Source organism: Cognatiluteimonas lumbrici (assembly GCF_006476065.1).
Taxonomy (GTDB): Bacteria; Pseudomonadota; Gammaproteobacteria; order Xanthomonadales; family Xanthomonadaceae; genus Cognatiluteimonas; species Cognatiluteimonas lumbrici.
This window is the reverse complement of record NZ_ML636798.1, coordinates 1,333,734-1,356,042: the sequence shown is the minus strand read 5'-3', so window position 1 is coordinate 1,356,042 and position 22,309 is coordinate 1,333,734. Positions and strand designations below refer to the sequence as shown.

At 70.4% G+C, this 22,309-nt stretch carries 17 protein-coding genes; 16 read left to right on the top strand and 1 reads right to left on the bottom strand.

Annotated elements, in window-relative coordinates; translation table 11 throughout:
* Positions 1-143 precede the first annotated feature (143 nt).
* Together E4F25_RS06475 and maiA are read left to right on the top strand one after the other, a co-directional pair.
* On the top strand, positions 144-1,133 hold the full coding sequence (locus E4F25_RS06475) for a fumarylacetoacetate hydrolase family protein (protein WP_140909363.1): 990 nt from the start codon (positions 144-146) through the stop codon (positions 1,131-1,133).
* Positions 1,130-1,792 (top strand): maleylacetoacetate isomerase, encoded by a 663-nt coding sequence (maiA, locus tag E4F25_RS06470; protein WP_140909362.1) that lies wholly within the window; start codon positions 1,130-1,132, stop codon positions 1,790-1,792. The genes E4F25_RS06475 and maiA overlap by 4 nt, the downstream gene beginning before the upstream one ends.
* Here maiA and E4F25_RS06465 read toward each other — a convergent pair whose 3' ends face one another.
* Positions 1,793-2,896, bottom strand: a complete 1,104-nt coding sequence (locus tag E4F25_RS06465) for a PilT/PilU family type 4a pilus ATPase (RefSeq protein WP_140909361.1) — start codon at positions 2,894-2,896, stop codon at positions 1,793-1,795.
* Positions 2,897-2,958: 62 nt separating this feature from the next.
* Between E4F25_RS06465 and E4F25_RS06460 the strand changes: the two genes are divergently transcribed.
* The 14 genes from E4F25_RS06460 (at position 2,959) to E4F25_RS06395 (ending at position 22,305) form a co-directional block, all read left to right on the top strand.
* On the top strand, positions 2,959-3,927 hold the full coding sequence (locus E4F25_RS06460) for a DUF4398 domain-containing protein (protein ID WP_140909360.1): 969 nt from the start codon (positions 2,959-2,961) through the stop codon (positions 3,925-3,927).
* Positions 3,928-4,104: 177 nt separating this feature from the next.
* Positions 4,105-4,320, top strand: a complete 216-nt coding sequence (locus E4F25_RS06455; RefSeq protein WP_140909359.1) for an HP1242/YdcH family protein — start codon at positions 4,105-4,107, stop codon at positions 4,318-4,320.
* Between the two features lie 87 nt (positions 4,321-4,407).
* Positions 4,408-5,778, top strand: coding sequence for a pyridoxal-phosphate dependent enzyme (locus E4F25_RS06450; RefSeq protein WP_140909358.1), 1,371 nt, complete (start codon positions 4,408-4,410; stop codon positions 5,776-5,778).
* A 16-nt stretch (positions 5,779-5,794) separates the two neighbouring features.
* A complete protein-coding gene (gene galE, locus E4F25_RS06445; RefSeq protein ID WP_140909357.1) occupies positions 5,795-6,769 on the top strand; it encodes a UDP-glucose 4-epimerase GalE in 975 nt (324 codons plus the stop codon).
* 27 nt (positions 6,770-6,796) lie between these two features.
* On the top strand, positions 6,797-7,972 hold the full coding sequence (locus tag E4F25_RS06440) for a cystathionine gamma-synthase (protein ID WP_140909356.1): 1,176 nt from the start codon (positions 6,797-6,799) through the stop codon (positions 7,970-7,972).
* On the top strand, positions 7,969-8,757 hold the full coding sequence (locus E4F25_RS06435) for an ABC transporter permease (protein WP_140909355.1): 789 nt from the start codon (positions 7,969-7,971) through the stop codon (positions 8,755-8,757). The genes E4F25_RS06440 and E4F25_RS06435 overlap by 4 nt, the downstream gene beginning before the upstream one ends.
* A 13-nt stretch (positions 8,758-8,770) precedes the next feature.
* On the top strand, positions 8,771-9,916 hold the full coding sequence (locus E4F25_RS06430) for an ABC transporter ATP-binding protein (protein ID WP_181168223.1): 1,146 nt from the start codon (positions 8,771-8,773) through the stop codon (positions 9,914-9,916).
* Between the two features lie 13 nt (positions 9,917-9,929).
* On the top strand, positions 9,930-11,315 hold the full coding sequence (locus E4F25_RS06425) for a class I SAM-dependent methyltransferase (RefSeq protein ID WP_140909353.1): 1,386 nt from the start codon (positions 9,930-9,932) through the stop codon (positions 11,313-11,315).
* Positions 11,316-11,320: 5 nt separating this feature from the next.
* On the top strand, positions 11,321-14,068 hold the full coding sequence (locus tag E4F25_RS06420) for a glycosyltransferase family 2 protein (protein ID WP_181168222.1): 2,748 nt from the start codon (positions 11,321-11,323) through the stop codon (positions 14,066-14,068).
* Complete coding sequence (locus tag E4F25_RS06415; RefSeq protein ID WP_140909351.1) at positions 14,065-16,575, top strand: glycosyltransferase; 2,511 nt, start codon at positions 14,065-14,067, stop codon at positions 16,573-16,575. Before E4F25_RS06420 ends, E4F25_RS06415 begins: the two co-directional genes overlap by 4 nt.
* Positions 16,575-19,415, top strand: coding sequence for a glycosyltransferase (locus tag E4F25_RS06410; protein WP_140909350.1), 2,841 nt, complete (start codon positions 16,575-16,577; stop codon positions 19,413-19,415). Before E4F25_RS06415 ends, E4F25_RS06410 begins: the two co-directional genes overlap by 1 nt.
* Before the next feature lie 9 nt (positions 19,416-19,424).
* The gene (locus E4F25_RS06405; protein WP_140909349.1) at positions 19,425-20,666 is read left to right on the top strand and encodes a hypothetical protein; all 1,242 of its coding nucleotides are present in this window, start codon (positions 19,425-19,427) and stop codon (positions 20,664-20,666) included.
* On the top strand, positions 20,663-21,619 hold the full coding sequence (locus E4F25_RS06400; protein WP_140909348.1) for a sulfotransferase family protein: 957 nt from the start codon (positions 20,663-20,665) through the stop codon (positions 21,617-21,619). Before E4F25_RS06405 ends, E4F25_RS06400 begins: the two co-directional genes overlap by 4 nt.
* On the top strand, positions 21,616-22,305 hold the full coding sequence (locus E4F25_RS06395; protein ID WP_140909347.1) for a 6-hydroxymethylpterin diphosphokinase MptE-like protein: 690 nt from the start codon (positions 21,616-21,618) through the stop codon (positions 22,303-22,305). Before E4F25_RS06400 ends, E4F25_RS06395 begins: the two co-directional genes overlap by 4 nt.
* The last annotated feature ends 4 nt before the right edge of the window (positions 22,306-22,309 follow it).

Genomic DNA, 22,309 nt, shown 5'->3' with positions numbered 1-22,309 from the left:
CACGGATTGGGTGACGTGCCGGCCGGAATGGCCCGCATGAACACACAACCGGAAAACCGGGCCGGGACCCATCACGGCCGTTCGGGGCGGCGCGGCCCCTCGGATACAATCGGGCACCCCCGGTACGGAAACCCGGTATCCGCATGAAGCTCGGTTCGTTGAAGGAAGGTGGCCGCGACGGCACCCTGGTGGTGGTCTCGCGCGACCTCGCCCAGGCGGTGCGCGCCACCGGCATCGCCCCGACCCTGCAGCGCGCGCTGGAGGACTGGTCGAACATGGCGCCGCGGCTGGCGGCGTTGTCCGAGGCGCTCGACGCCGGCACCGCCGACGGCGCCTTCGCGCTGGAGCCGGCGGCGCTGGCCGCGCCGCTGCCGCGCGCCTACGAATTCGTGGACGGCAGCGCGTACCTGCCGCACGTTGAGCGCGTGCGTCGCGCCCGCGGCGCCGAGGTCCCCGAAAGCTTCTACACCGACCCGCTCATGTACCAGGCCACCAGCGCCGGCTTCAACGGCCCGCGCGATCCCGTGCGCGTGGTCAGCGAGGACCATGGCATCGACCTCGAGGCCGAGATCGTGGTGGTGACCGACGACGTGCCGATGGCGGTGAGCCCGGAGCAGGCGGCGGGGCACATCCAGCTGGTCGGCCTGGTCAACGACGTCTCGCTGCGCAACCTGATCCCGGGCGAGCTGGCCAAGGGCTTCGGCTTCCTGCAGTCCAAGCCGCGCTCGACGCTGTCGCCGGTGTTCGTGACCCCCGACGAGCTGGGCGACGCCTGGCGCGGCAACAAGCTGCACCTGCCGCTGGTCACCCACGTCAACGGCGAATGGTTCGGCGCGCCGGAGGCCGGCGTGGACATGCAGTTCGACTTCGCGCAGCTGGTCGCGCACGCGGCCAGGACGCGGCCGCTGTCCGCCGGCACCATCGTCGGCTCGGGCACGATCGCCAACCAGGACACGTCCAGGGGCGCCTCGTGCTTCGCCGAGAAGCGCACCGTGGAGACGCTGGAGCACGGCAAGCCGAAGACTCCGTTCCTGTCGTTCGGCGACCTGGTGCGGATCGAGATGTTCGACCGCGACGGCAACAGCATCTTCGGCGCGATCGAGCAGCGCATCGAGCGGCAACCGCTGCCATGAGCGACGGGCTGCGCCTGTATTCGTACTGGCGCTCCAGCGCCGCGTACCGGGTGCGCATCGGCCTCAACCTGAAGGGGCTGCCGTACGAGATCGTCCCGGTGCACCTGGTGCGCGACGGCGGCGAGCAGCATACCGATGCCTTCCGCGAGGCCAACCCGCAGGAGCTGGTGCCGGTGCTGCAGCACGGGCAGCGCATGCTGCGGCAGTCGCTGGCGATCCTCGAGTACCTCGACGAGATGTGGCCGGAGCCGGCGCTGATGCCGGCGACCGCGCGCGACCGCCAGCGCGTGCGCGCGCTCGCGCAGGTGGTCGCCTGCGACATCCACCCGCTCAACAACCTGCGCGTGCTGCAGTTCTTCGAGCGCGAGTGGGGCGTGCCGCAGGCCGAACGCGAGGAGTGGGCGCGACGCTGGATGGCGAACGGTTTCGCGGCGTTCGAGACGCTGCTCAGCGACCACCCGTCGACCGGCCAGTTCTGTGACGGCGAGATGCCGACCATCGCCGACTGCTGCCTGGTGCCGCAGGTCTACAACGCGCGCCGCTTCGGCCTGGACCTGTCGCCGTACCCGACCATCCTGCGCATCGAACAGGCGTGCCTGGCGCTGCCGGAATTCGACGCGGCCCGCCCCGAGAACCAGCCCGACGCCCCGGCCAGCTGATCAGCCGTTGAACACGTCGGCGTAGGGGTCGTGCTCGCCGCTGGCGCCTTCCGAGAGCCGGAACTTGAGCGCCAGGCCCTCGCGGGAGTCGGCGGCGCGCAGCGCCTCCTCCATCCCGATCTTGCCTTCCTTGTAGAGCCGGTACAGGCACTGGTCGAAGGTCTCGATGCCTTCCTCCAGCGATTCGTCCATTGCCTGCTTGATCTCGTGCACGGCGCCGCGACGCAGCAGGTCGCGGATCATCGGCGTGTTGATCAGCACCTCGGCGGCCGGCAGCCGGCGCCCGTCGGTGCCCACCACCAGGCGCTGCGAGACCACCGCCTTCAGGTTCAGCGCCAGGTTCATCAGGATGTTCTTGTGCGCGGATTCCTCGAAGAAGTTGAGGATGCGCTCGATGGTCTGGTCGGCGTTGTTGGAGTGCAGCGTGGCCAGGCACAGGTGGCCGGTCTCGGCGAAGGCGATGGCCGCCTCCATGGTGGTCGCGTCCAGGATCTCGCCGATCAGGATCACGTCCGGTGCCTCGCGCATCGCGTTCTTGAGCGCGTTGTGGAAGGCGTGGGTGTCGATGCCCACCTCGCGCTGGTTGACCAGCGACTTCTTGTGCGTGTGCAGGTACTCGATCGGGTCCTCGATGGTGAGGATGTGGCCCGCGCTGGTGCTGTTGCGGTAGTCGATCATCGAGGCCAGCGTGGTGGACTTGCCCGAGCCGGTGGAGCCGACCAGCAGCACCAGCCCGCGCGGCGCCATGATGATCTGCTTCAGCACCTGCGGCAGCTGCAGTTCCTCGATCGAGGGGATCCGGCTGCGGATGGCGCGGATCACCATCGCCACCTCGCCGCGCTGCTTGAACACGTTCACGCGGAAGCGGTTGCCGTCGGGCGCCGCGATCGCCATGTTCATCTCGAGGTCGCGCTCGAAGGCGGGCACCTGGCCCTCGTCCATCAGCGAGTAGGCGATCTTCTTGACCATGCCGGTCGGCAGGCCGGTGTTGCCCAGGGGGTACATCTGGCCTTCGACCTTGATGTAGACCGGCGCGCCGACGGTCAGGAACATGTCCGACGCGTTCTTTTCAACCATCAGCTTCAGGAAATAGCTGATATCCATCTCGCCGACCCCGTACAAATGGTAAAAATGAGGGCGCACCCCCCATGCCCAGGGCCGCACCGATGAATCCAAGCTTCGCATACTTCCCAAACCGGCTGCTGGCGACGCTGTCACTGTCCGCCCTGCTGCTGCTCGCGGCCGGCTGCGCCACCGTGCCGCCGCCCACCGGCGAGCTGGCGGCCGCCGAGCAGGCGGTGCTGCGCGCTGGCGACGCCGACGCCGACCAGTACGCGCCGGAGATCGTCGAGACCGCGCGCGCCGAACTGGCGCGGGCGCAGGCGGCGATGCTCGCCGGCGAGAACGCCCGGGCCCGCGACCTGGCGCTGGGCGCGGCTGCGGCGGCGATGCACGCCCGCGAGCTGAGCCGCGCGCAGGTGCTGCGCAACCGCTACCTGCAGCGCCGCGGCGAGATCCGCGGCCTGCAGGAACAGCTGCAGCTGGACGGCGACATCCGCCTCGACACCGCGCCCCCGCTGCCCGACACCGAGACCCTGCCCCCGGGCGAGCGCCTGGCCGCGCTGGCCGCGGACCCGCGCGCCCAGGAGGTGGCCGCCTACGAGCAGCTCCAGGCGCGGCTGGCGGTGGACGCGCTGGCCGAGGCCGGCAAGCGCGAGCGCACGGCTGCCCTGACCCTGGCCGCGCGCCAAGTCTCGGTGGCCGAGCTGGCCGCCTACAACGCGCTGCTGGAGCAGGACCTGCAGGCGATGGAGCAGCAGCGCAGCGAGCTGCTGGTCGAGGCCAGCCGCCGCGAGGCCGAGCGGGTGCGCCAGGAGCTGGAGCGGCTGCGCTTCCAGGCCCAGATCCAGGCCGAGGAGGCCGAGCGCCTGCGGGCCGCCGCCGAGGCCGAGGCCGCGGCGCGCCAGCAGGCCGAGGAAGTGATCCTGGACGTGGGCGGCGAGCAGGCCCGCAAGCTGCGCGAGGCGCGGGCCCGGCAGGCCGAACTGGCACGGCAGGAGGCCGAGCTGCTGAAGGCCCAGCAGGAGGCCGAGGCGGCCGCGGACGCTGCTGCATCGGCGTCCGACGAGCCCTAAGTCTATTCAGCAAAATCAAGGACTTGCGGGGCCCTTGCCGACCCCCGCCGGAGGGAGTAGGGTCGAGCCATGCCACCGGCAATGATCCATCGCTCCACCACGAACGCCCCGAGCCGCCAGGCCGGGGCGTTCCTGTTTCCGAAGGATGTTCTGCAGGATGTTCCGAAGGAGGACGACATGTTCGAAGGGCAACCCCAGGAGGAAGTCGAGGCACTCATGACGCACCCGGAGTTCAAGCGCCTCTACCAGCGCCACAAGCAGCTGGACAAGCAGGTGCTGGATGCCGAACTCGGGGTGCTTCCGATCGACGACACCACCCTCGGGCAGATGAAGCGCGAGAAACTCCTCGCGAAGGACCGCCTCACGCGCCTCTACGAGGTGCTGCACCACTAGCTTTTCTGGCACACACGGGCGGCGGCGGCGTTTCCTCGTCGGCCGCCGCCGCCCGTGGGATGTCGCGCCATGGGTGATAATCCGTCCATGGCCATCCACCAATCCGTGCTCGAACTGGTCGGCGACACGCCGATCGTGCAGGCCAGGAACCTCGATACGGGGCCCTGCACCCTCTTCCTGAAGCTCGAAAGCCAGAATCCCGGCGGCTCGATCAAGGACCGCATCGGGCTGAGCATGATCGAGGCCGCGGAGAAGCGCGGCGACATCAGGCCCGGCGACACCCTGGTGGAGGGCACCGCCGGCAACACCGGCATCGGCCTGGCACTGGTCGCGCAGCAGAAGGGCTACAAGCTCATCCTGGTGGTCCCGGACAAGATGAGCCGGGAGAAGATCTTCAACCTCAAGGCGATGGGCGCCGAGGTGGTGCTGACCCGCAGCGACGTCGCCAAGGGCCACCCGGACTACTACCAGGACATGGCCGAGCGGATCGCGCGCGAGACCCCGGGCGCGTACTTCATCAACCAGTTCGGCAACCCGGACAACCCGGCCGCGCACGAGTTCGGCACCGGTCCGGAGATCCTGCGCCAGATGGACGGCAAGCTGGACGCGATCGTGTTCGGCTGCGGCAGCTCCGGCACCATGACCGGGCTGTCGCGCTGCTTCGCGAAGCAATCGCCGCACACCGAGTTGATCCTGGCCGACCCGGTGGGATCGATCCTCGAGGACTACATCAACCGCGGCGAAGTCGTGGAGAAGTCGGCGAGCTGGATGGTCGAGGGCATCGGCGAGGACTTCCTGCCGCCGATCTCGGACTTCACCCGGGTGAAGAAGGCTTACGCCATCAGCGACAGGGAGAGCTTCCTGACCGCGCGCGAACTGCTGGCGAAGGAGGGCATCCTCGGCGGCTCGTCCACCGGCACGTTGCTGGCGGCGGCGCTCCGGTACTGCCGCGAGCAGACCGAGCCCAAGCGGGTGCTGACCCTGGTCTGCGATACCGGCAACAAGTACCTGTCGAAGATGTACAACGACTACTGGATGCTGGACAACGGCTTCCTGGAGCGCCCGCAGCACGGCGACCTGCGCGACCTGATCCTGCGCCCGTTCGCGCAGCGCGACACGGTCGTGGTCGCGCCCGGGGACCTGCTGGTCACCGCCTACCAGCGGATGAAGCTCTACGACGTGTCGCAGCTGCCGGTGATGGACGGGGACGAGCTGGTCGGCATCCTCGACGAGTCCGACGTGCTGATGCACGTGTACGGCAACGAGGCCCGCTTCAAGGATCCGGTGTCCACCGCGATGGTCAGCAAGCTCGACCGCGTGGACGTGAAGCAGCCGATCGAGGCGCTGCTGCCGGTGTTGGACCGCGGCCACGTGGCGATCGTGACCGACGGTGGCCGGTTCCTGGGCCTGATTACGCGTATAGACCTCTTGAACTACCTGCGTCGGCGGGTGCAGTGACAGGGAAGGAAGCGGCTTGAACGTACTGGTCTGTGGTGGCGCCGGCTACATCGGCAGCCACATGGCGCGCTGGCTGGCGGCGCACGACATCGGCGTCACCGTGCTCGACAACCTGTCGACCGGGCACCGCGAGGCGGTGAAGTGGGGCGAGCTGGTCGAAGCCGACCTGCTCGACCAGGCGTCGCTGGAGCGCGCCTTCTCCGGGCGCCGCTTCGACGCGGTGATGCACTTCTGCGCGCGCTCGCTGGTCGGCGAGTCGGTCGCGCAGCCCTACGACTACTACGCCAACAACGTCACCGGCACCCTCAACCTGCTCGAGGCCATGCGCAGGCACGGCGTCGACCGGCTGGTGTTCTCGTCCACCGCCGCGGTGTTCGGCAATCCGGTGTCGGCGCTGATCGACGAGGCGCACCCGAAGGCGCCGATCAACCCGTACGGCGCCAGCAAGCTGATGGTGGAGCGGATCCTGGCCGACGCCGCCGGCGCCTACGGCCTGCGCTCGGTGGCCCTGCGCTACTTCAACGCCGCCGGGGCCAGCCACGCCGCCGGCATCGGCGAGTCGCACGAGCCGGAAACCCACCTCATCCCCAACGTGCTGCGCGCGGCGCTGGGCACCGGGCCCGGGCTGAAGGTGTTCGGCGACGACTACCCGACGCCCGACGGCACCTGCGTGCGCGACTACGTGCACGTCGAGGACCTGGCCCAGGCGCACCATCGCGCGCTGGACCATATGGAGGCCCACGCCGGCGCCCACGTGTTCAACCTCGGCAACGGCACCGGGTTCTCGGTGCGCGAGGTGATCGCTGCGGCGTCCGAAGTCACCGGGCGCGAGATTCCGTTCGAAATAGCGCCCCGCCGTGCCGGCGACCCGGCCGTGCTGGTGGCCTCCAGCGACAAGGCCAGGCGTGAACTGGGCTGGACGCCCGTGCATACTTCGCTGGCCCCGATCCTCGACAGCGCCTGGCGCTGGCACCAGCAACAGCCCTACTGAGCGCGCAGACGCGCGGAAAGACGGAAAATGACAGACGAACGCAGCAAGATCCGGGCACAAGGCCTCGGCACCCGCGCCATCCACGGCGGCCAGTCGCCCGACCCGTCCACCGGCGCGGTGATGACGCCGATCTACGCCACCAGCACCTACGCCCAGTCGAGCCCGGGAGAGCACCAGGGCTTCGAGTACTCGCGGACCCACAACCCGACCCGGTTCGCCTGGGAGCGTTGCGCGGCGGCGCTGGAAGGCGGCAGCCGCGGCTTCGCGTTCGCCTCCGGCCTGGCCGCGACCGCGACCCTGCTCGACCTGCTCGAAACCGGCGACCACGTGGTCGCGATGGACGACCTCTACGGCGGCAGCTACCGCCTGTTCGAGCGCGTGCGCCGGCGCAGCGCCGGGCTCGACTTCAGCTACGTGGACATGACCGATCCCGCGAAGCTCGAGGCCGCGATCACCCCGAAGACCAGGCTGGTGTGGGTCGAGACCCCGACCAACCCGCTGCTGAAGATCGTGGACCTGCAGGCGGTCTCGGCGATTGCGAAGCGGCACGGCCTGCTGATGGTGGTGGACAACACCTTCGCCTCGCCGGCGCTGCAGCGCCCGCTCGAGCACGGCGCCGACCTGGTGATGCACTCGGCCACCAAGTACCTCAACGGCCACTCCGACATGGTCGGCGGCATGGTCGTGGTCGGCGACGACGCCGACCTGGGCGAGCGCATCGCGTTCCTGCAGAACTCCGCCGGCGCGGTGCAGGGACCGTTCGACAGCTTCCTCGCGCTGCGCGGCGCCAAGACCCTGCACCTGCGCATGCGCGCGCATTGCGAGAACGCGATGGCGCTGGCGCAGTTCCTCGAGACGCACCCCGCGGTGCAGGACGTGATCTACCCCGGGCTGGCGTCGCACCCGCACCATGCGCTGGCGAAGCGGCAGATGGACGGCTTCGGCGGCATGGTCTCGGTCCGGCTGAAGGGTGGCTACGAGGCGGCGAAGCGCTTCTGCGAGCGCACGGAGCTGTTCACGCTGGCCGAGTCCCTGGGCGGCGTCGAGAGCCTGGTGAACCACCCGGCGGTGATGACCCACGCCAGCGTGCCGCCCGAGCGGCGCGCGGAACTCGGGATCACCGACGACCTGGTGCGCCTGAGCGTCGGGATCGAGGACGTGGCGGACCTGCGCGCGGACCTGGAAGGAGCGCTCGCCGCGTGAGTTCCCTCTGGCGCGACCTGGCGGCGAGCTTCCGCAACCCGGAGTTCTGGGCCCTGTCGAGCTGGCTCGACATCATGGTGCGCAACCGACAGTCGCGGCTGGGCGTGTTCTGGCTGCTGGTGCCGCCGATGGTCTACATCTGGGGCATCGGCGGCATGTTCGCCTCGATGATGGGGCTGTCGTTCCGGGAGTTCGTCGCCTACGTCGCGCTCGGCTACGTGGTGTTCCGGCTGATCAGCGCGGTGATCACCGAGTCGAGCGGCGCGTTCCTGTCGGCCGCCTCCTTCATCCTGGACGGCCACCTGCGCCTGACCGACTTCATCCTGCGGGTGGTGGCGAAGGCGCTGTTCTACTTCCTCGTGTCGCTGCCGGTGGTCGCGGCATCGGTCTACCTCAGCCCCGACTGGCACTGGCAGGCGCTGCCGGCCAGCCTGCTCGCGCTGGCGTGGATGACGGGGATCACGCTGTGCATCGGTGTCGTGTTCGCCGTGGTCGGCGCGCGCCTCCCGGACGTGGGGCAGCTGGTCAACAACGTCTTCATGTTCGCCTTCCTGCTGACCCCGATCATCTGGCACACGGACTTCATGCCGGCGGAAAGCCTGCGCGGACAGCTCGTGCGCTTCAACCCGCTGTTCCACATGGTGGAAGTGGTGCGCGCGCCGCTGCTCGGCATGCCGGTCGCGCCCGAAAGCTACCTGTACCTGTGCGCGCTGACGGTGGTCGCGTTGCTTGGCGCGACCATCACCTACCGGCTGTTCGCGCGGCATGTCCCGGTGTGGGTGTGAACGCATGCAGCCGATGATCGAACTCAAAGGCGTCACGCTGTCCGTGCCGACCTACGTGCAGCAGGAGCGCCGGGCCAGCAACTGGTTCTCGATGTTCCTCAGCGCCGGCCTGGACCCGCCGCGGCGGGTGCCGGTGGAAATCCTGAAGGACGTCGGCATGGTCGCCAACGCCGGCGACCGCATCGCCATCCTCGGCCGTAACGGCGCCGGCAAGTCCACGCTGCTGCGCGTGCTCAACGGCGTGTACAAGCCGACCTCCGGGACCATCGCGGTCAACGGCACGCGCCAGGCGCTGCTCAACATTTCGCTCGGCTTCAACAACGAAGCCACCGTGCGCGAGAACATCTTCCTGCGCGGCACCGCGATGGGGCTGCGCGCGCGCGACCTGCGCGAGCACATCGACGGGATCCTCGAGTTCGCCGGCCTGCAGGAGAAGTCCAGCCACCGGTTGCGCACGCTGTCCTCCGGCCAGCGCACGCGCCTGGGCTTCGCGATCTCGACCACCTTCCAGCACGACATCATGCTGATGGACGAGTGGGTCGGCACCGGCGACTCGGAGTTCATGGCCAAGGCCAAGACGCGCCTGCTCGACCGCATGGGCGGGAGCAAGGTGGTGATGCTCGCCAGCCACAGCATCGGCTTGCTGCGCGACGTGTGCAACCGCGGCATCGTGCTCGAGCAGGGGCGCCTGGTGCACGCCGGCGACATCGGCTCCGCGCTGGAGTACTACCACGAGCTGATGGCGAGCATCGGCCCGGCCCAGGATGTGGACCACACCGCCGCGCAGCCGGTGTACGGCTGCGCCGAAGAGCTCGGCATCGCCGACGGGCGCGTGCAACTGACCGGCTGGATCGCCAGCGCCAGCGGCGCGACCGCCCAGGGCGTCGCCCTGGACGTGCGCGGGGTGCGCTATTTCCCCGACGCCATCGAGCGGCGCCAGCGGAACGACGTGATGCGCCACTTCGGCCTGCGTGACCGGGAATGCGGTTTCCGGGCGTCGTTCACCGTCCCCGGAATCGCATCCGTGACAGACTTGGGCCGCGACCTGCGCGTGCTCGGCGGCCTGCACCCGGACCAGGCGCGTTCGACGCTCCGCCTCGCGCCGGCGGTCATGGCCGCGCTGCGCGGGGACGCGGTCGCCACCGACGTATCGCATTGAACAAGGCGTTTGCATGGCCCAGTACCAATCCTTCCCGGACGTTCCCGGCGACTCCCACACGCTCGACAAGCTGAAGGCGCTGCAGCTGCCGGACCTGCGCGGGCGCAGCTTCCTGGACGTCGGCTGCAACGAGGGATTCTTCTGCGGCTTCGCCAGCTACCAGGGCGCGTCGCGCGTCCTGGGCGTGGACCATACCGCCGGGTTCGTGGAGCGCGCGCGCCGCCGCTTCCCCGCCTGCGAGTTCCTGTGCACGGACTGGAACCACCTCCCCGACGAGCGCTTCGACGTGATCCTGCTCGCCTCGGCGCTGCACTACGCCGAGGACCAGCCGGCGCTGGTGCACAGCCTGGTGGACCGGCTCGAGCCCGACGGCGTGCTGGTGCTGGAAGTCGGCATCGCCTCCTCGCCGAAGGCCGAGTGGACCCGCATCAAGCGCGGCATCGACGAACGCTACTTCCCATCCATGCCGAAGCTGCGCGAGGTGTTGTCGGACTACGCCTGGAAGTGGATGGGCAAGAGCGTGCCGCAGGCGGGCGACCCGGTCGGGCGGCACGTGATCCACGTCAGCCGGCGTCGCCCCGTGGCCTACCTGCTGATGGAGCCGCCCGGGTACGGCAAGTCCAGCATCGCGCGCCGCCTGTTCCAGCCCGCCGGCGTGCCGGTGGTGTCGGGCGACGAGCTGATGGCCTCGGTGGCCGAGGGCAAGCGCGAAGCGCCGCCAAAGCTGCGCGACTGCCTCGCGCACGAGTACTCGCCGTTCCATATCGACAAGACCATCCACCGTGCCTTCGCGGCCGGGCTGGGGCCCGACCTGGTCGGGCTGTGGGCGTCGCAGGCGGCGGACGCCGACTTCGCGCTCGATGCCTACGTTCCCGCCGAGCACCAGCAGCAGGTGGTGGACCAGCTGCTGCTGCTGGGCTTCCTGCCGGTGAAGCTGCAATGGGACAAGGTGGGGCCCAGGACCGCGGCGTCCGGGTCGCAGGCGAGCGACGCCGAGGCGTTCTACTTCTCGCTTGCCGGACAGGCCGCGCCGAAGGTCGCCGAAACGGATGCCCCGGCGACCCGCGCGGCCGGCTTCGTGGACGAGGTGACGCTCGACGGCGGCTGCCTGACGGTCCGCGGCTGGGCGGTGTCCTCCTCCGGGCTCCTGCCGGAGAAGATGCACATGCACGTGGGCGCGCGCACGCTGGTGATCGACCGGTTCGAGAAGCAGACGCGGCCGGACGTGCAGCGCCACCTGGACCTGCCGCATGCGCTGGTCGGCTTCCGTTTCAGCGTCGAGGTCCCGGGTGTTGCCAGCCTGGCGCAGATCGTCGACGGCTTCGAACTCTACGATCCCGCGGGCGCCTCGTTCCGGCTGGCGGGACCGGTGGCGAAGGCATTCGCCGAAGCGGAATGACGGGCGTGGCGCGCGGCGGAAGCTGGGTGTCGCTGGACACCGTGGAGCGCGCACCCGGCTGGTACCTGCTCGATGGCGGCGCCGACCTGGTGTTCGAGGAACTGGCGGTGGGCGAGGGCGACAACGCGGCCCGCTGGCACGTGGCGCGAGTGCGCGGGCCGCGGGTGGTGTTGCTCGATCGCCCGGCCCGTGGCCTGCGCGGCCTGCGCGTGGAAGGGACGGCGGCGCCGGGCGCCGCGCGGCTGGTCCGCATCGGCCGGCCGTCGGCCTTGTTGCGCATGCTCGTGGACGGCAGCGGTCCGCTGGAAACCCTGCGACGGATCGTGGCGCTCGCACGCGGGACATGGCGCTACGGCGTGCGCGTCGCCATCGCCGACCTGCATGCACGCCACGCCGGCGATGCGGACGCCACCACCGGGCCCTTCGTCGCCAGCTGGACCTTGCGCCACCGGCGCCTGCCGCCGACGTCGGCGCGGCTGCTGCTGCGCGCGCTGCACCAGCTCGCGCAGGAGGGCGACGACCGCTGGCGCAGTACCGGCGGCGACCCGTACTTCCTGGTCACGCGCGAAGACGGCGCTTCCCCGCTGCTGCAGGGCGGCTGGTACCGGCTGCAAGGCCGCCTGCAGGCAGCGCGCGGCAGCCATCTCGCGCCCAGCCTGTACTACCGCATCGCCGGCCGCGAGCAGCCCTTCCCGGACCAGTTGCAACTGCCGGAACCGTCGCGCGACGGCAGCCTGGACGCACTGTTCCGGTTCGATGGCGACGTCACCGAACTGCGCTTCGATCCGGCCGTGCGTGCGCTCGGGTTCCGGATGGCCGGCATGCGCCTGCGCCGGCTGCCGCGGCCGGAGTGGATGCTGCGCCTGCTGGCCGGCCTGCGGGATCCGTCGGGGGCACGCGACTGGCGGGCCGTCGGCGCGACCCTGCTGGCGATGCTGCGGGCGCTCGCGCGCGGCCGGCCGGCGGAGGCCGGCAGCTTGCTTGCCGAACGCCACGCAGAATGCAGCCAGCTGCACCTGCGCAGCTACGCGGCCTGGGTCGCCCGCTACGACACCCTGTCGCGCGAGGACCTCGGCGAACTGGCGCGGCGCGGCTGCGAGCTGTCCGCCGACGGCCCGTTGTTGTCGGTGCTGCTGCCGGTGTACGACACCCCCGAGCGCTGGCTCCGGCGCTGCCTCGACAGCGTGCTCGCCCAGGCCTATCCGAACTGGGAGCTGTGCGTCGCGGACGACGCGTCCACGCAGCCGCACGTGCGCAAGGTGCTCGAGGAGTACGCGCGCCGCGACCCGCGGATCCGCGTGACCTGGCGCGAGCGCAACGGCCACATCGCCCGTGCGTCGAACACTGCGCTGGAGATGGCGCGGGGCGCGTACGTCGCCTTGCTCGACCACGACGACGAGTTGCGCCCGCACGCACTGCTCGAGGTGGTCGAGGAGCTGCGGGCAGATCCCGGCGTGCGCCTGGTGTACTCGGACGAGGACAAGATCGACGAGCGCGGGCGCCGCTTCCAACCCTACTTCAAGCCCGACTGGAATCCCGACCTGCTGCTGTCGCAGAACTACGTCTGCCATTTCACGGTGGTGGACACGGCGCTGGCGCGGGAGGCCGGCGGCTTCCGCGAAGGTACCGAGGGCAGCCAGGACCACGACCTGTTCCTGCGTTGCACCGCGGCACTGCCGGCGTCGGCGATCCGCCATGTCCCCAAGGTGCTGTACCACTGGCGCGCGATCGCCGGCTCCACCGCGCTGGAGCGCGGCGCCAAGGATTACGCGGCCGAGGCCGGGCTGCGCGCGGTGCGCGACAGCCTTGCTGCGCACACGCCGGAAGCCAGGGTCGAGGGCCTCGCCCACGGCCATTACCGGGTGCGCTGGCCGCTTCCGGAGCCGCAGCCGAAGGTGAGCATCATCGTGCCCACCCGCGACCGGGTCGAGTTGTTGCGGCAGTGCGTGGAGAGCGTGTTCGAGCGGACCCGCTACGACGCTTTCGAGCTGGTGGTGGTGGACAACGGTTCCAGCGATCCCGCGGCGCTGGCCTACCTGGGCGAGCTCGCGGGTCGCGAGCGCGTGCGGGTGATCCGCCACGACGCGCCGTTCAACTTCTCGGAGCTCAACAACCTCGCCGCGGCGCAGTGCGACGGCGAGCTGCTGTGCCTGCTCAACAACGACATCGAGGTGATCGACGGCGACTGGCTGCGGGAGATGGCCAGCCAGGCCTGCCGTCCCGGGATCGGCGCGGTCGGCGCGCTGCTGCTGTACCCGGACGACAGCATCCAGCACGCCGGCGTGATCCTCGGCCTGGGCGGTGTCGCCAACCACGCCTACTGCCACCAGCCCGTGGGCGTTCCCGGGCATGGCGCGCGCGCGCTCGTCGCGCAGAACCTGTCCGCGGTCACCGGCGCCTGCCTGGTGGTGCGCCGCAGCGCGTACCTCGAGGTCGGCGGGCTCGACGAGGAGCTCCGGGTCGCCTTCAACGACATCGACTTCTGCCTGCGCCTGCGCGAGCGCGGCTACCGCAACCTGTGGACGCCGTTCGCGCGGCTGTACCACCACGAATCGGCCTCCCGCGGCGCCGAGGACACGCCGGAGAAGGTCGCCCGCTTCCACCGCGAGGTGGCGCTGATGCGGGACCGCTGGGCGGCGGTGCTGGACGACGACCCCGCCTACAATCCCAACCTCTCGCTGGAAATGGAGGACACCGCCTCGGAGCTCGCGTTCCCGCCGAGGGAGCGGCCCCGCGGCGCGGCCCGCGCATGACCCAGGCGACGCCACACGGCACCATCCCGCTCGCGATCCTCGACCCGGCACTCGGGCGCAGCGGCGCGCACAACCTCGGGTTCGCCGAACTGATGCTGGCCCATCCGCCGGGCCCGCTCGGCTTCTGGTGCGCGGATGCGCTGCCCGCGGCGCAACGCGAACGGCTCGAGCGCGGGGGCGCGCACGTCGCGCCGTCGTTCGCGCAGGACTTCTATGCGCTGTACCACCAGTCCGGCGGCGTGGCCGAGCACTGGGACTGGATCCATGCCCTCTGCGGCGACTACATGCGCGCGCTGCGGCAGGTGCTCGAGCGCTGGCCGGGAACGCCGGTGCAGGTCCTGCACCACACGCTGTCGTGGGAGCACGCCACCGCGCTGTCGCTGGCGCTCGGGCTGCTCGGCGCGCCCGGGCAGCGGCTGCGGCACCTCGCCTTGCTCATGTATGCGCCGGGCGTGGCGCCCGACGGGCAGGTGCTGGACCCCGCCAGGCGCCTCAACTTCCGGCTGGCGTTCGCGGCGCTCGACCGGATCCCGGAAGTGACCCTGCATGCCTCGTGCAGCGAGCACGCCGCGGCGTACGCCGCCCTGCTCGGCCGCAGCGCGCCGCTGCCGCTCCACCCGTGCTTCCTCGGCGACTGGCGCGAGCCGCCAGCCTCCGGCGCCCGGGAGCCGGGCAGGGTCCTGGCCTACGTCGGCGAAGCCAAGCAGGAGAAGGGCTTCCTCGAGCTGCCGGCACGGCTGGCGCGCATGGCTGGCGACGACCCGGCCGCACATGCCCGCTTCGTCGTGCACTGCGTGGAGGCTCGCACCGACGCCGCGCGCGCGGTGATGGACGAGGTGCGCGCGCTGGCCGCGGGCGATCCGCGGATCCTGGTGCACGAAGGGCACTGGTCCGACCAGCGCCTGCACGAGGAGTTCTCGCGCGCCAGCCTCGTGTGCCTGGACTACGACCCCGAAACCTATGCGCACAAGACGTCGGGCCTGTTGTGGCTGGCGGCCTGGCACCGGGTCCCGGTGCGTGTGCCTGGCGCGAGCTGGCTGGCGCGCGAAGCGGTGCGCCTCGGGTTGCCCGTGCTGCCGGCGGACGCGCCCGCCGATCCCGCTCGCGCGCGGACCGATGTGAAGGCCGCCGGCGAAGCCTACCGGCAGGCGATCTTCCAGCCGTTCGATGCCTGGCTGGCCGCCCAGGCAGGCGAGGGCGCCGAGCCGTCGCCCGCGGCGCCCGCTGCCGCGCCGGACCCGGACGCACTGGATGCCGTGCACGCTGCGATCGGGGAGGAAACGCGGCGCCCCGCGCGCGCCGTCGCTGGCCGTCCCGGGGCCGCCGACGTCGTGCTGTTCTGGAAGCAGAACGATTCCACGCTCTACGGCCGGCGCAACGACATGGTCGCGCACTACCTCGCCGGGCGGCCGGACGTGCGCCGGGTGCTGGTGGTGGATGCGCCCGTCAGCGACCTGCGCCTGGCGACCCTCGCCGGCGGCGACGGGGTGGACCAGTCGCGCTGGATCCACGAGCGCACGCTCGAGAAGCTGCGCGGCGAGCGCGACCACGGCGCCATCCTCCACCGCGTCTTCGCCTACGACGGCAACCGCTTCGGCATGCTCGCGCACGAGGAGCCGGATGCGGCGTTCATCGCTGCCTACGGCGACTGGCTGGCCGGCCTGTTCGAGCGCGAGGGCATCGAGCCCGCGCGTTCCGCGTTCTGGATCTACCCGCGCGACTTCTGCATGCCCGCGCTGCTGCAGCGCTTCGCGCCGGACAGGGTGGTCGTGGACATGGTGGACGACGATCGCGCATGGCCGGGCGTGCCGGACGCGCGCAAGGAACGCCTCGGCCGCAACTACGCCGAACTGTTGCAGGACGCCGACCTGGTACTGGCCAACTGCGCGCCGGTGCAAGCGGGACTGCAGGCCTGGCGCGAGGACGTGCGCCTGGTGCCCAACGGCGTGGACGAAGCGCACGGCCGCATGCGGCCGCCCGGCAGGCCGCCGGAGGCCGGCGCCGTGATCGGCTACCTCGGCAACCTCGAGGCCAAGATCGACGTGCCGTTGCTGGACGCGATCGCCACGCGCTTCCCGCAGCATCGCCTGGTGCTGGTCGGCTCGACCCACGCCAACCCCGCGGTCCGCGGCCTGCTGCGCCACCCGAACGTCGAGATGCCGGGCGTGGTGCCGTACGATCGGGTCGGCGACTGGCTGTCCCGCTTCGACGTCGCCGTGATCCCGCACCTGGACATGGAACTGACCCGGCGCATGAATCCGCTCAAGACCCACGTGTACCTGGCCTGGGGGATTCCGGTGGTCTCCACGGCGGTGGCCAACGTGCAGGACGACGGCGAACTCGTGCGCATGGTGGTCAGCCATCGCGCCTTCCTGCACCAGCTCGGACAGGTGCTGTCCATGGAGCGGCCGCCGGCGGAGCGCTTCCGCGCGCACGTCGCGAAGAACGGCTGGCGCAGCCGCCTCGAAACGGTGGTGGATGAACTCCGGCTCGGGGAGCTTGGGTGATGGCCACCGCGGCCGAGATCCAGGCGGTGCTTGCGTCCGGGTTGTTCGACCTCGACTGGTACCGCCAGCGTTGGCCGGCCGCCGCGGCCGACCCGGAGGCGGCGGTTGCCCACTTCCTCGACAGGGGCGTGTCGCTGGGGCTGGATCCCGGCCCGGCGTTCAGTGCAAGGCGCTACCTGCGCGAGAACCCGGATGTCGCCGCCGCGGGCATGAATCCGTTGCTGCACTACCTCGCCTACGGTCGCGGCGAGGGACGCGCAGCCTTCGCGGTGGACGATGCCGGCGGCGACGATCCGCCGCCGGTGCCGCAGCCGCCTTCGCCGCAAACCTTGCAGCGTTGGGCGCGCGAGGTGGCGCTGCTCCGCGACAGCGCGTTGTTCGATCCCGATTTCTACCTCGACCGCTACCCCGACGTGCGCGCCGCCGGCGTCGATCCGCTGCAGCATTTCGTCGAGCATGGCGCCCGCGAAGGGCGCTGGCCCAATCCGTGGTTCGATCCCGCGTGGTATCGCGCCAACCACCAGCGCGGCGACGACGCCGCCAACCCGTTGCTGCACTACGCGCACGCGCCGGACCGGGCGACCAGCCGCACCAGCGAGTGGTTCGACGGTGGTTACTACCGCAAGCGCCATCCGGACGCCGCCGCGGGCGACCTGACGCCGCTGGAACATTTCCTGCGCCACGGCGTCGACCGGGGCCACGCGACGCGCGAGGAATCCCGTGCGGCATTGCCGGCACGCATCCCGGACCTGCGCGGCGTCGCCGCCACCGTCGTGGTGACGGTGTACAACGCCGCCAGCCATCTCGAGGCATGCCTGGACAGCGTCCTGCGCCACACCCGGCTGGATGCCGGAGACCGCCTGCTGGTGGTGGACGACGCCAGCGACGAGCCCGCGGTCGCCGGGGTGCTGGCGCGGCTCGACGGCATGGCCGGCGTGCGCGTGGTCCGCAACGAGCGCAACCTCGGCTATACCGCCAGCGCCAACCTGGGCTGCCGGCTGGCGGCCGGCACGGACGTGGTGCTTCTGAACAGCGATACCGTGGTCGGCCCGCACTGGCTGCGCAACCTCAAGATCGCCGCCTACCGGCGGACCCGGATCGGCACCGTCACGGCGGTGTCCGACAATGCCGGCGCCTTCTCGGTCCCGCGCGAAGGCGCCAACGCGCTTCCCGACGGCGTCTCCGTCGAGGAGGTTGCGCGCGCGGTCGCCGACGCCGGTGCCGCGGACTTCGAGGTGCCCACCGGCAACGGCTTCTGCCTGTACCTGCGACGGGCCATGCTCGACGAGGTCGGCGGCTTCGACGAGGAGGCCTTCCCCCTCGGCTACGGCGAGGAGAACGACCTGTGCATGCGGGCGCTCGTGGCCGGGTGGCACCACCTGGTGGAGCCGCGCGTGTTCGTGCACCACGCGCGCTCGGCATCGTTCGGGGAACGGCGCGAGGCCCTGGCCCATGCCGGCGCCGAACGCCTGCAGGCGCTGCATCCCGGTTACCCGGCCGCCATCGCCGGGCTGGCCGACCTGCGCGGCTTCGTCCTCGCGCGCTACCGCATCGGCCGCAGGCTGCGCGCGCTCGCCGACGGGGCGGGCGCCCCCCGCCCGCGGATCCTGTACGTCCTGTCCACCGACAACGGCGGCATTCCGCAGACCAACGCCGACCTGATGCGCGCGCTCGCCGGCGACTTCGATTGCCTGGTGCTGCGCAGCGACAGTCGCGCCGTCGAACTGTGGGCCCTGGGCGACGATGGCTACCGCACCGTCGAACGCCATCCCCTGTCCGAGCCGATCGGCTTCGGCACCCATGTCGGCGAGGAGTACGAGGCGGTCGTCCGCGACGTGCTGCTGCGCCACGCGATCGACCTGCTGCACATCCGCCACATCGCGTGGCACAGCCTCAACCTGGCGGGAGTCGCGCGCGGGATGGGCGTCCCCGTGGTCCAGTCCGTCCACGACTTCTACCAAGTCTGCCCCTCGGTGCACCTGGTGGACCGGGAGGGCCGCATGCATCCGGGTGGCGTGGTCGAGGGGGCGGAGAACGCGCTCTGGCCGCTGGACCCCGCCGCGGCCGTGCCCATGACCCGGCCCCGCCTGGGGGCCTGGCAAGCGCGGATGGAGGCGGCGCTGCTGGCAGCCGACGCCCTGGTCACGACGTCGCCCGGCGCCCGCGACCTGCTGCTCGCCGCGCTGCCCGGGCTGGCCGGCGAGGGCGCACCGCCGTTCCACGTGATCCCGCACGGCCGGGACTTCGACCGCTTCGAGGCACTGGCGGAGAGCGGTCCGATCCGGGAGGACGAGCCCCTGCGGGTGCTGGTGCCGGGGAACATCGGCAGGCACAAGGGTGGCGACCTCGTCGCGGAGGTCGCCGCGATGGCCCCGCCCGGGACCATCGAGTTCCACCTGCTGGGGACCGCTCCGGCGTCGCTGAAGGCGCATGTCGTGGACCACGGGCCGTACCCGCGCGGGGAGTTCGCGAGCCGGGTTGCCGGGATCCGGCCCCATCTCGCTGCCGTCCTCTCGCTGATGCCGGAAACCTGGTGCCACACCCTGACCGAATGCTGGGCCGCCGGCATCCCGGTGCTGGCGCTGGACCGCGGCGCGACGGGCGAGCGCCTCCGCGAGCACGGAGGCGGATGGCTGCTGGAGGGCGAGCCGAATGCAGCCGACGTCTGCCGCCGGCTGCTGGAGCTGCGGGGGCTGGAGGAGCAGCGCCGCGAAGCCCGCGAGGCGATCGCGTCCTGGCAATCGGGGCCAGCCCAGGAGGGCGGAACGGGACGGATGGCAGCCGGATACAAGGACCTCTATCACAAGGTGTGGTCCCGCATTCACGCATCCCTTCCGTAAACTGGCGGGATGCGAACCCTCATCAACGCCATGGCCGACACGCGGCCGTTTCCCTGGAACGTCGTGCTGGTGGTGGGAGCTGGCAATGGCGCCCAGCTGCCGTTGCTGCGCCGCTTGGAGGCGTCGCGCCTGCTGCTCGTCGAGCCCAACCCGGAGCAACGGGAACTGCTCGCGCGGGTGGTGGATCCGGATCGCGGAGAGGAAGTCCTGGATTTGGCGGTGACGGCCAGGGACGTCCCGGAAGTGAAGCTCCACCTGTACAGCAACCCGGCGTTCTCCAGTTTCGAGGGAGCGACGCAATTGCTGGAGGTCCTTCCAAACCTGGAGGACGCGGGAGAGGTCTCGGTTCCCTGCAAGGCGCTGCACGCGCTGGTCGCGGAATTCGGCGTCGACGGCACGCAGCACAACCTACTCGTGCTGGATGCGCCGGGGCAGATCGAACTCCTGGCGGACGCCCCCGGCGTTCGTGCCTTCAGCCACATCGTGGTCAAGGCGGGCTCGCAACCCCTCTACAAAGGCGATCCCGGCCGGGAGGGACTGCAGGCCTCGCTGGCCGAGTCCGGGTTCGAGCTGGTCGGTGCCGACCCGGAGGCCATCTATCCTTTCGCCGTCGACGCGTACCGCCGAAACGAAGCACGCGTCGAACTGACCCGGCTTCGCTCAGAACTGGCCGCGGCGCAAAACCGGGCCAAACTGGTATCGGGTCTCAAGACCGAGCTCGCCGCCGCGCGCGCCAGTGTGTCCGAGGAACAGGCCAGGATCGCCGAGCTTGAACGCCAGGCACAGGCGCTGGAAGAGGAGAAGGGCAGGCTGGTACAGGAGTTGGGCCAGCAGTCCACGCAGGGCGAGGGCGCCGCCAGGCAGGCGGAAGCACAGCAGAAGCAGCTCGAGCACCTCAAGCAGCGGCTCAACCACCTCGACGAGCAACTGCTCAATGCGCGCGACGCGATGGCGCTGGCGGTGCGGATGCAGGCGTTGCGCGAGAACGACCTCGAGGACTTGCGGAAGCGCTATGCCGAGTTGCACGGTGCGCACCAGTCGCAGCGGGCACTGCTGACCAAGTTGTCCCGGCGCCTGGTGGCGGCCAACGAGTACTTCCAGCAACTGGCCGGCAGCGGGATGCTGGCCCTGGAAGACGCCGTGGTCGTGGAGTCCGCGCCCGCCCCGGAAAAGCCGCGGAAGCGGACCGCCACCAGCAGGAAGCCGGCCGCCGGAAAGCCGGCTGCCAAGAAGCCGGCCAGGAAGCGATGAGCCGCCTGCCCGTGCCACGGAGTGCGACGCGGGCCGCGAACAAGCTCGCGGAGATCCTGCAGGAATCCGTCGACCTGCTGGACGATGCGGAGCTGCTCGAACTGGAAGGAGAGGCCTTGGCCGAACCGGAGCCCTCGCTGGTCCAGCAATGCGTCGAGCTCGCGGAGGCTGGCGCCATGGCGGAAGACGAGCCGATCCGGACCCTGCACCACTTCGCGTGCACGGGGGGCACCGTCATCAGCAAGTGCGTCGCGGCGATGCCCAACGTCCAACTGCTCTCGGAGCTGGACCCGTTGAGTCCGATGGCGTCCGCGCCCGGCGCATTCGCGCCCACCGACATGTCAATGTTGTTGAAGCACAGCACGCGTCCGCCTCCGAAGGAGACGCTGCTGGAGCTGTTCCGGGCGCAGCTCGACGTCGCCTACCGCTCCACGCTGTCCCAAGGCGGCTACCTGGTGGTCCGCGACCACACCCACAGCCATTTCTGCACCGGGTCGGCGGTTCCCGAGCGGCCGAGCGTGCGCGAACTGGTGGCGATGGTCGCCCCCGTGTCGTCACTCGTCACGGTGAGGAACCCGATCGACAGTTTCGTCTCCCTGCGGCTGAACAAGTGGGTCAAGTTCGAACCGGCCACGTTCGACGAGTACTGCTCCCGCTACCTGGCGTTCCTCGACAGGTACGAAGGCGTGCCGATCATGCGATACGAGGACTTCATACAGGATCCCAAGCGCGAAATGCAGGAGGCCTGCAGGCACTTGCAGCTTCCCTACTTCGACGAATTCGCGAGCGTCTTCTCGGTCTTTCGCGTCTCGGGCGACAGCGGGCGGCATTTCGCGGTCCTGTCCAGTCCGCCGCCGCGCCCGGAACGGGACCATCTGCTGAAGGAAGCCATCGCCAGCAGTTGCTACCGGCGACTCGCCGATCGCCTCGGATACCCCGTGGAGGGCGCATGAGCCGGCTCGGGATGTTCCGGGACCGACACGCAGGCGAGCGCGGCGTGATCGTCGCGAACGGCCCCTCCCTGAATGCCACGGACCTCTCCCTGCTTGCCGGCGAAACGGTCATCGGCATGAACAAGCTGTACCTCGGACTGGACCGCTTCGGCTTCTACCCGCGCTACTACGTCGCGGTGAACCGGCACGTCGTCGAGCAGTCCGCGGACCGGCTGCGCGACCTGAACTGCGTGAAGTTCATCGGCGACCGGGCGGGCAGCCATCTGGAGGAGGACGGGCTGACCCACATCATCAACACCAGTGCCGCCCCGGCGCGCTTCTGCCACGACGCCAGCATGGGCGTCCATGAGGGTTGGACGGTCACCTACGTAGCATTGCAGCTCGCCTATTTCCTTGGGTTCGAGGAGGTCGTCCTGGTCGGGCTCGACCATCGCTACCGCTTCGAAGGCGACCCCAACACCGCTTCGGTCCTTGAAGGGCCGGATCCGAACCACTTTTCCGTTGAGTACTTCGGTCACGGCCAGGTCTGGAACAATCCCGACCTGGCACGCTCCGAGCAGTCGTACCGCATCGCGCGGGCCGAATTCGAGGCGGCCGGCCGGCGGATCATCGATGCGACAGTGGACGGGGCATGTACAATCTTCGAGAAAGCGGATCATCGGGACGTATTCAGGGGATGGCAGTAACGCA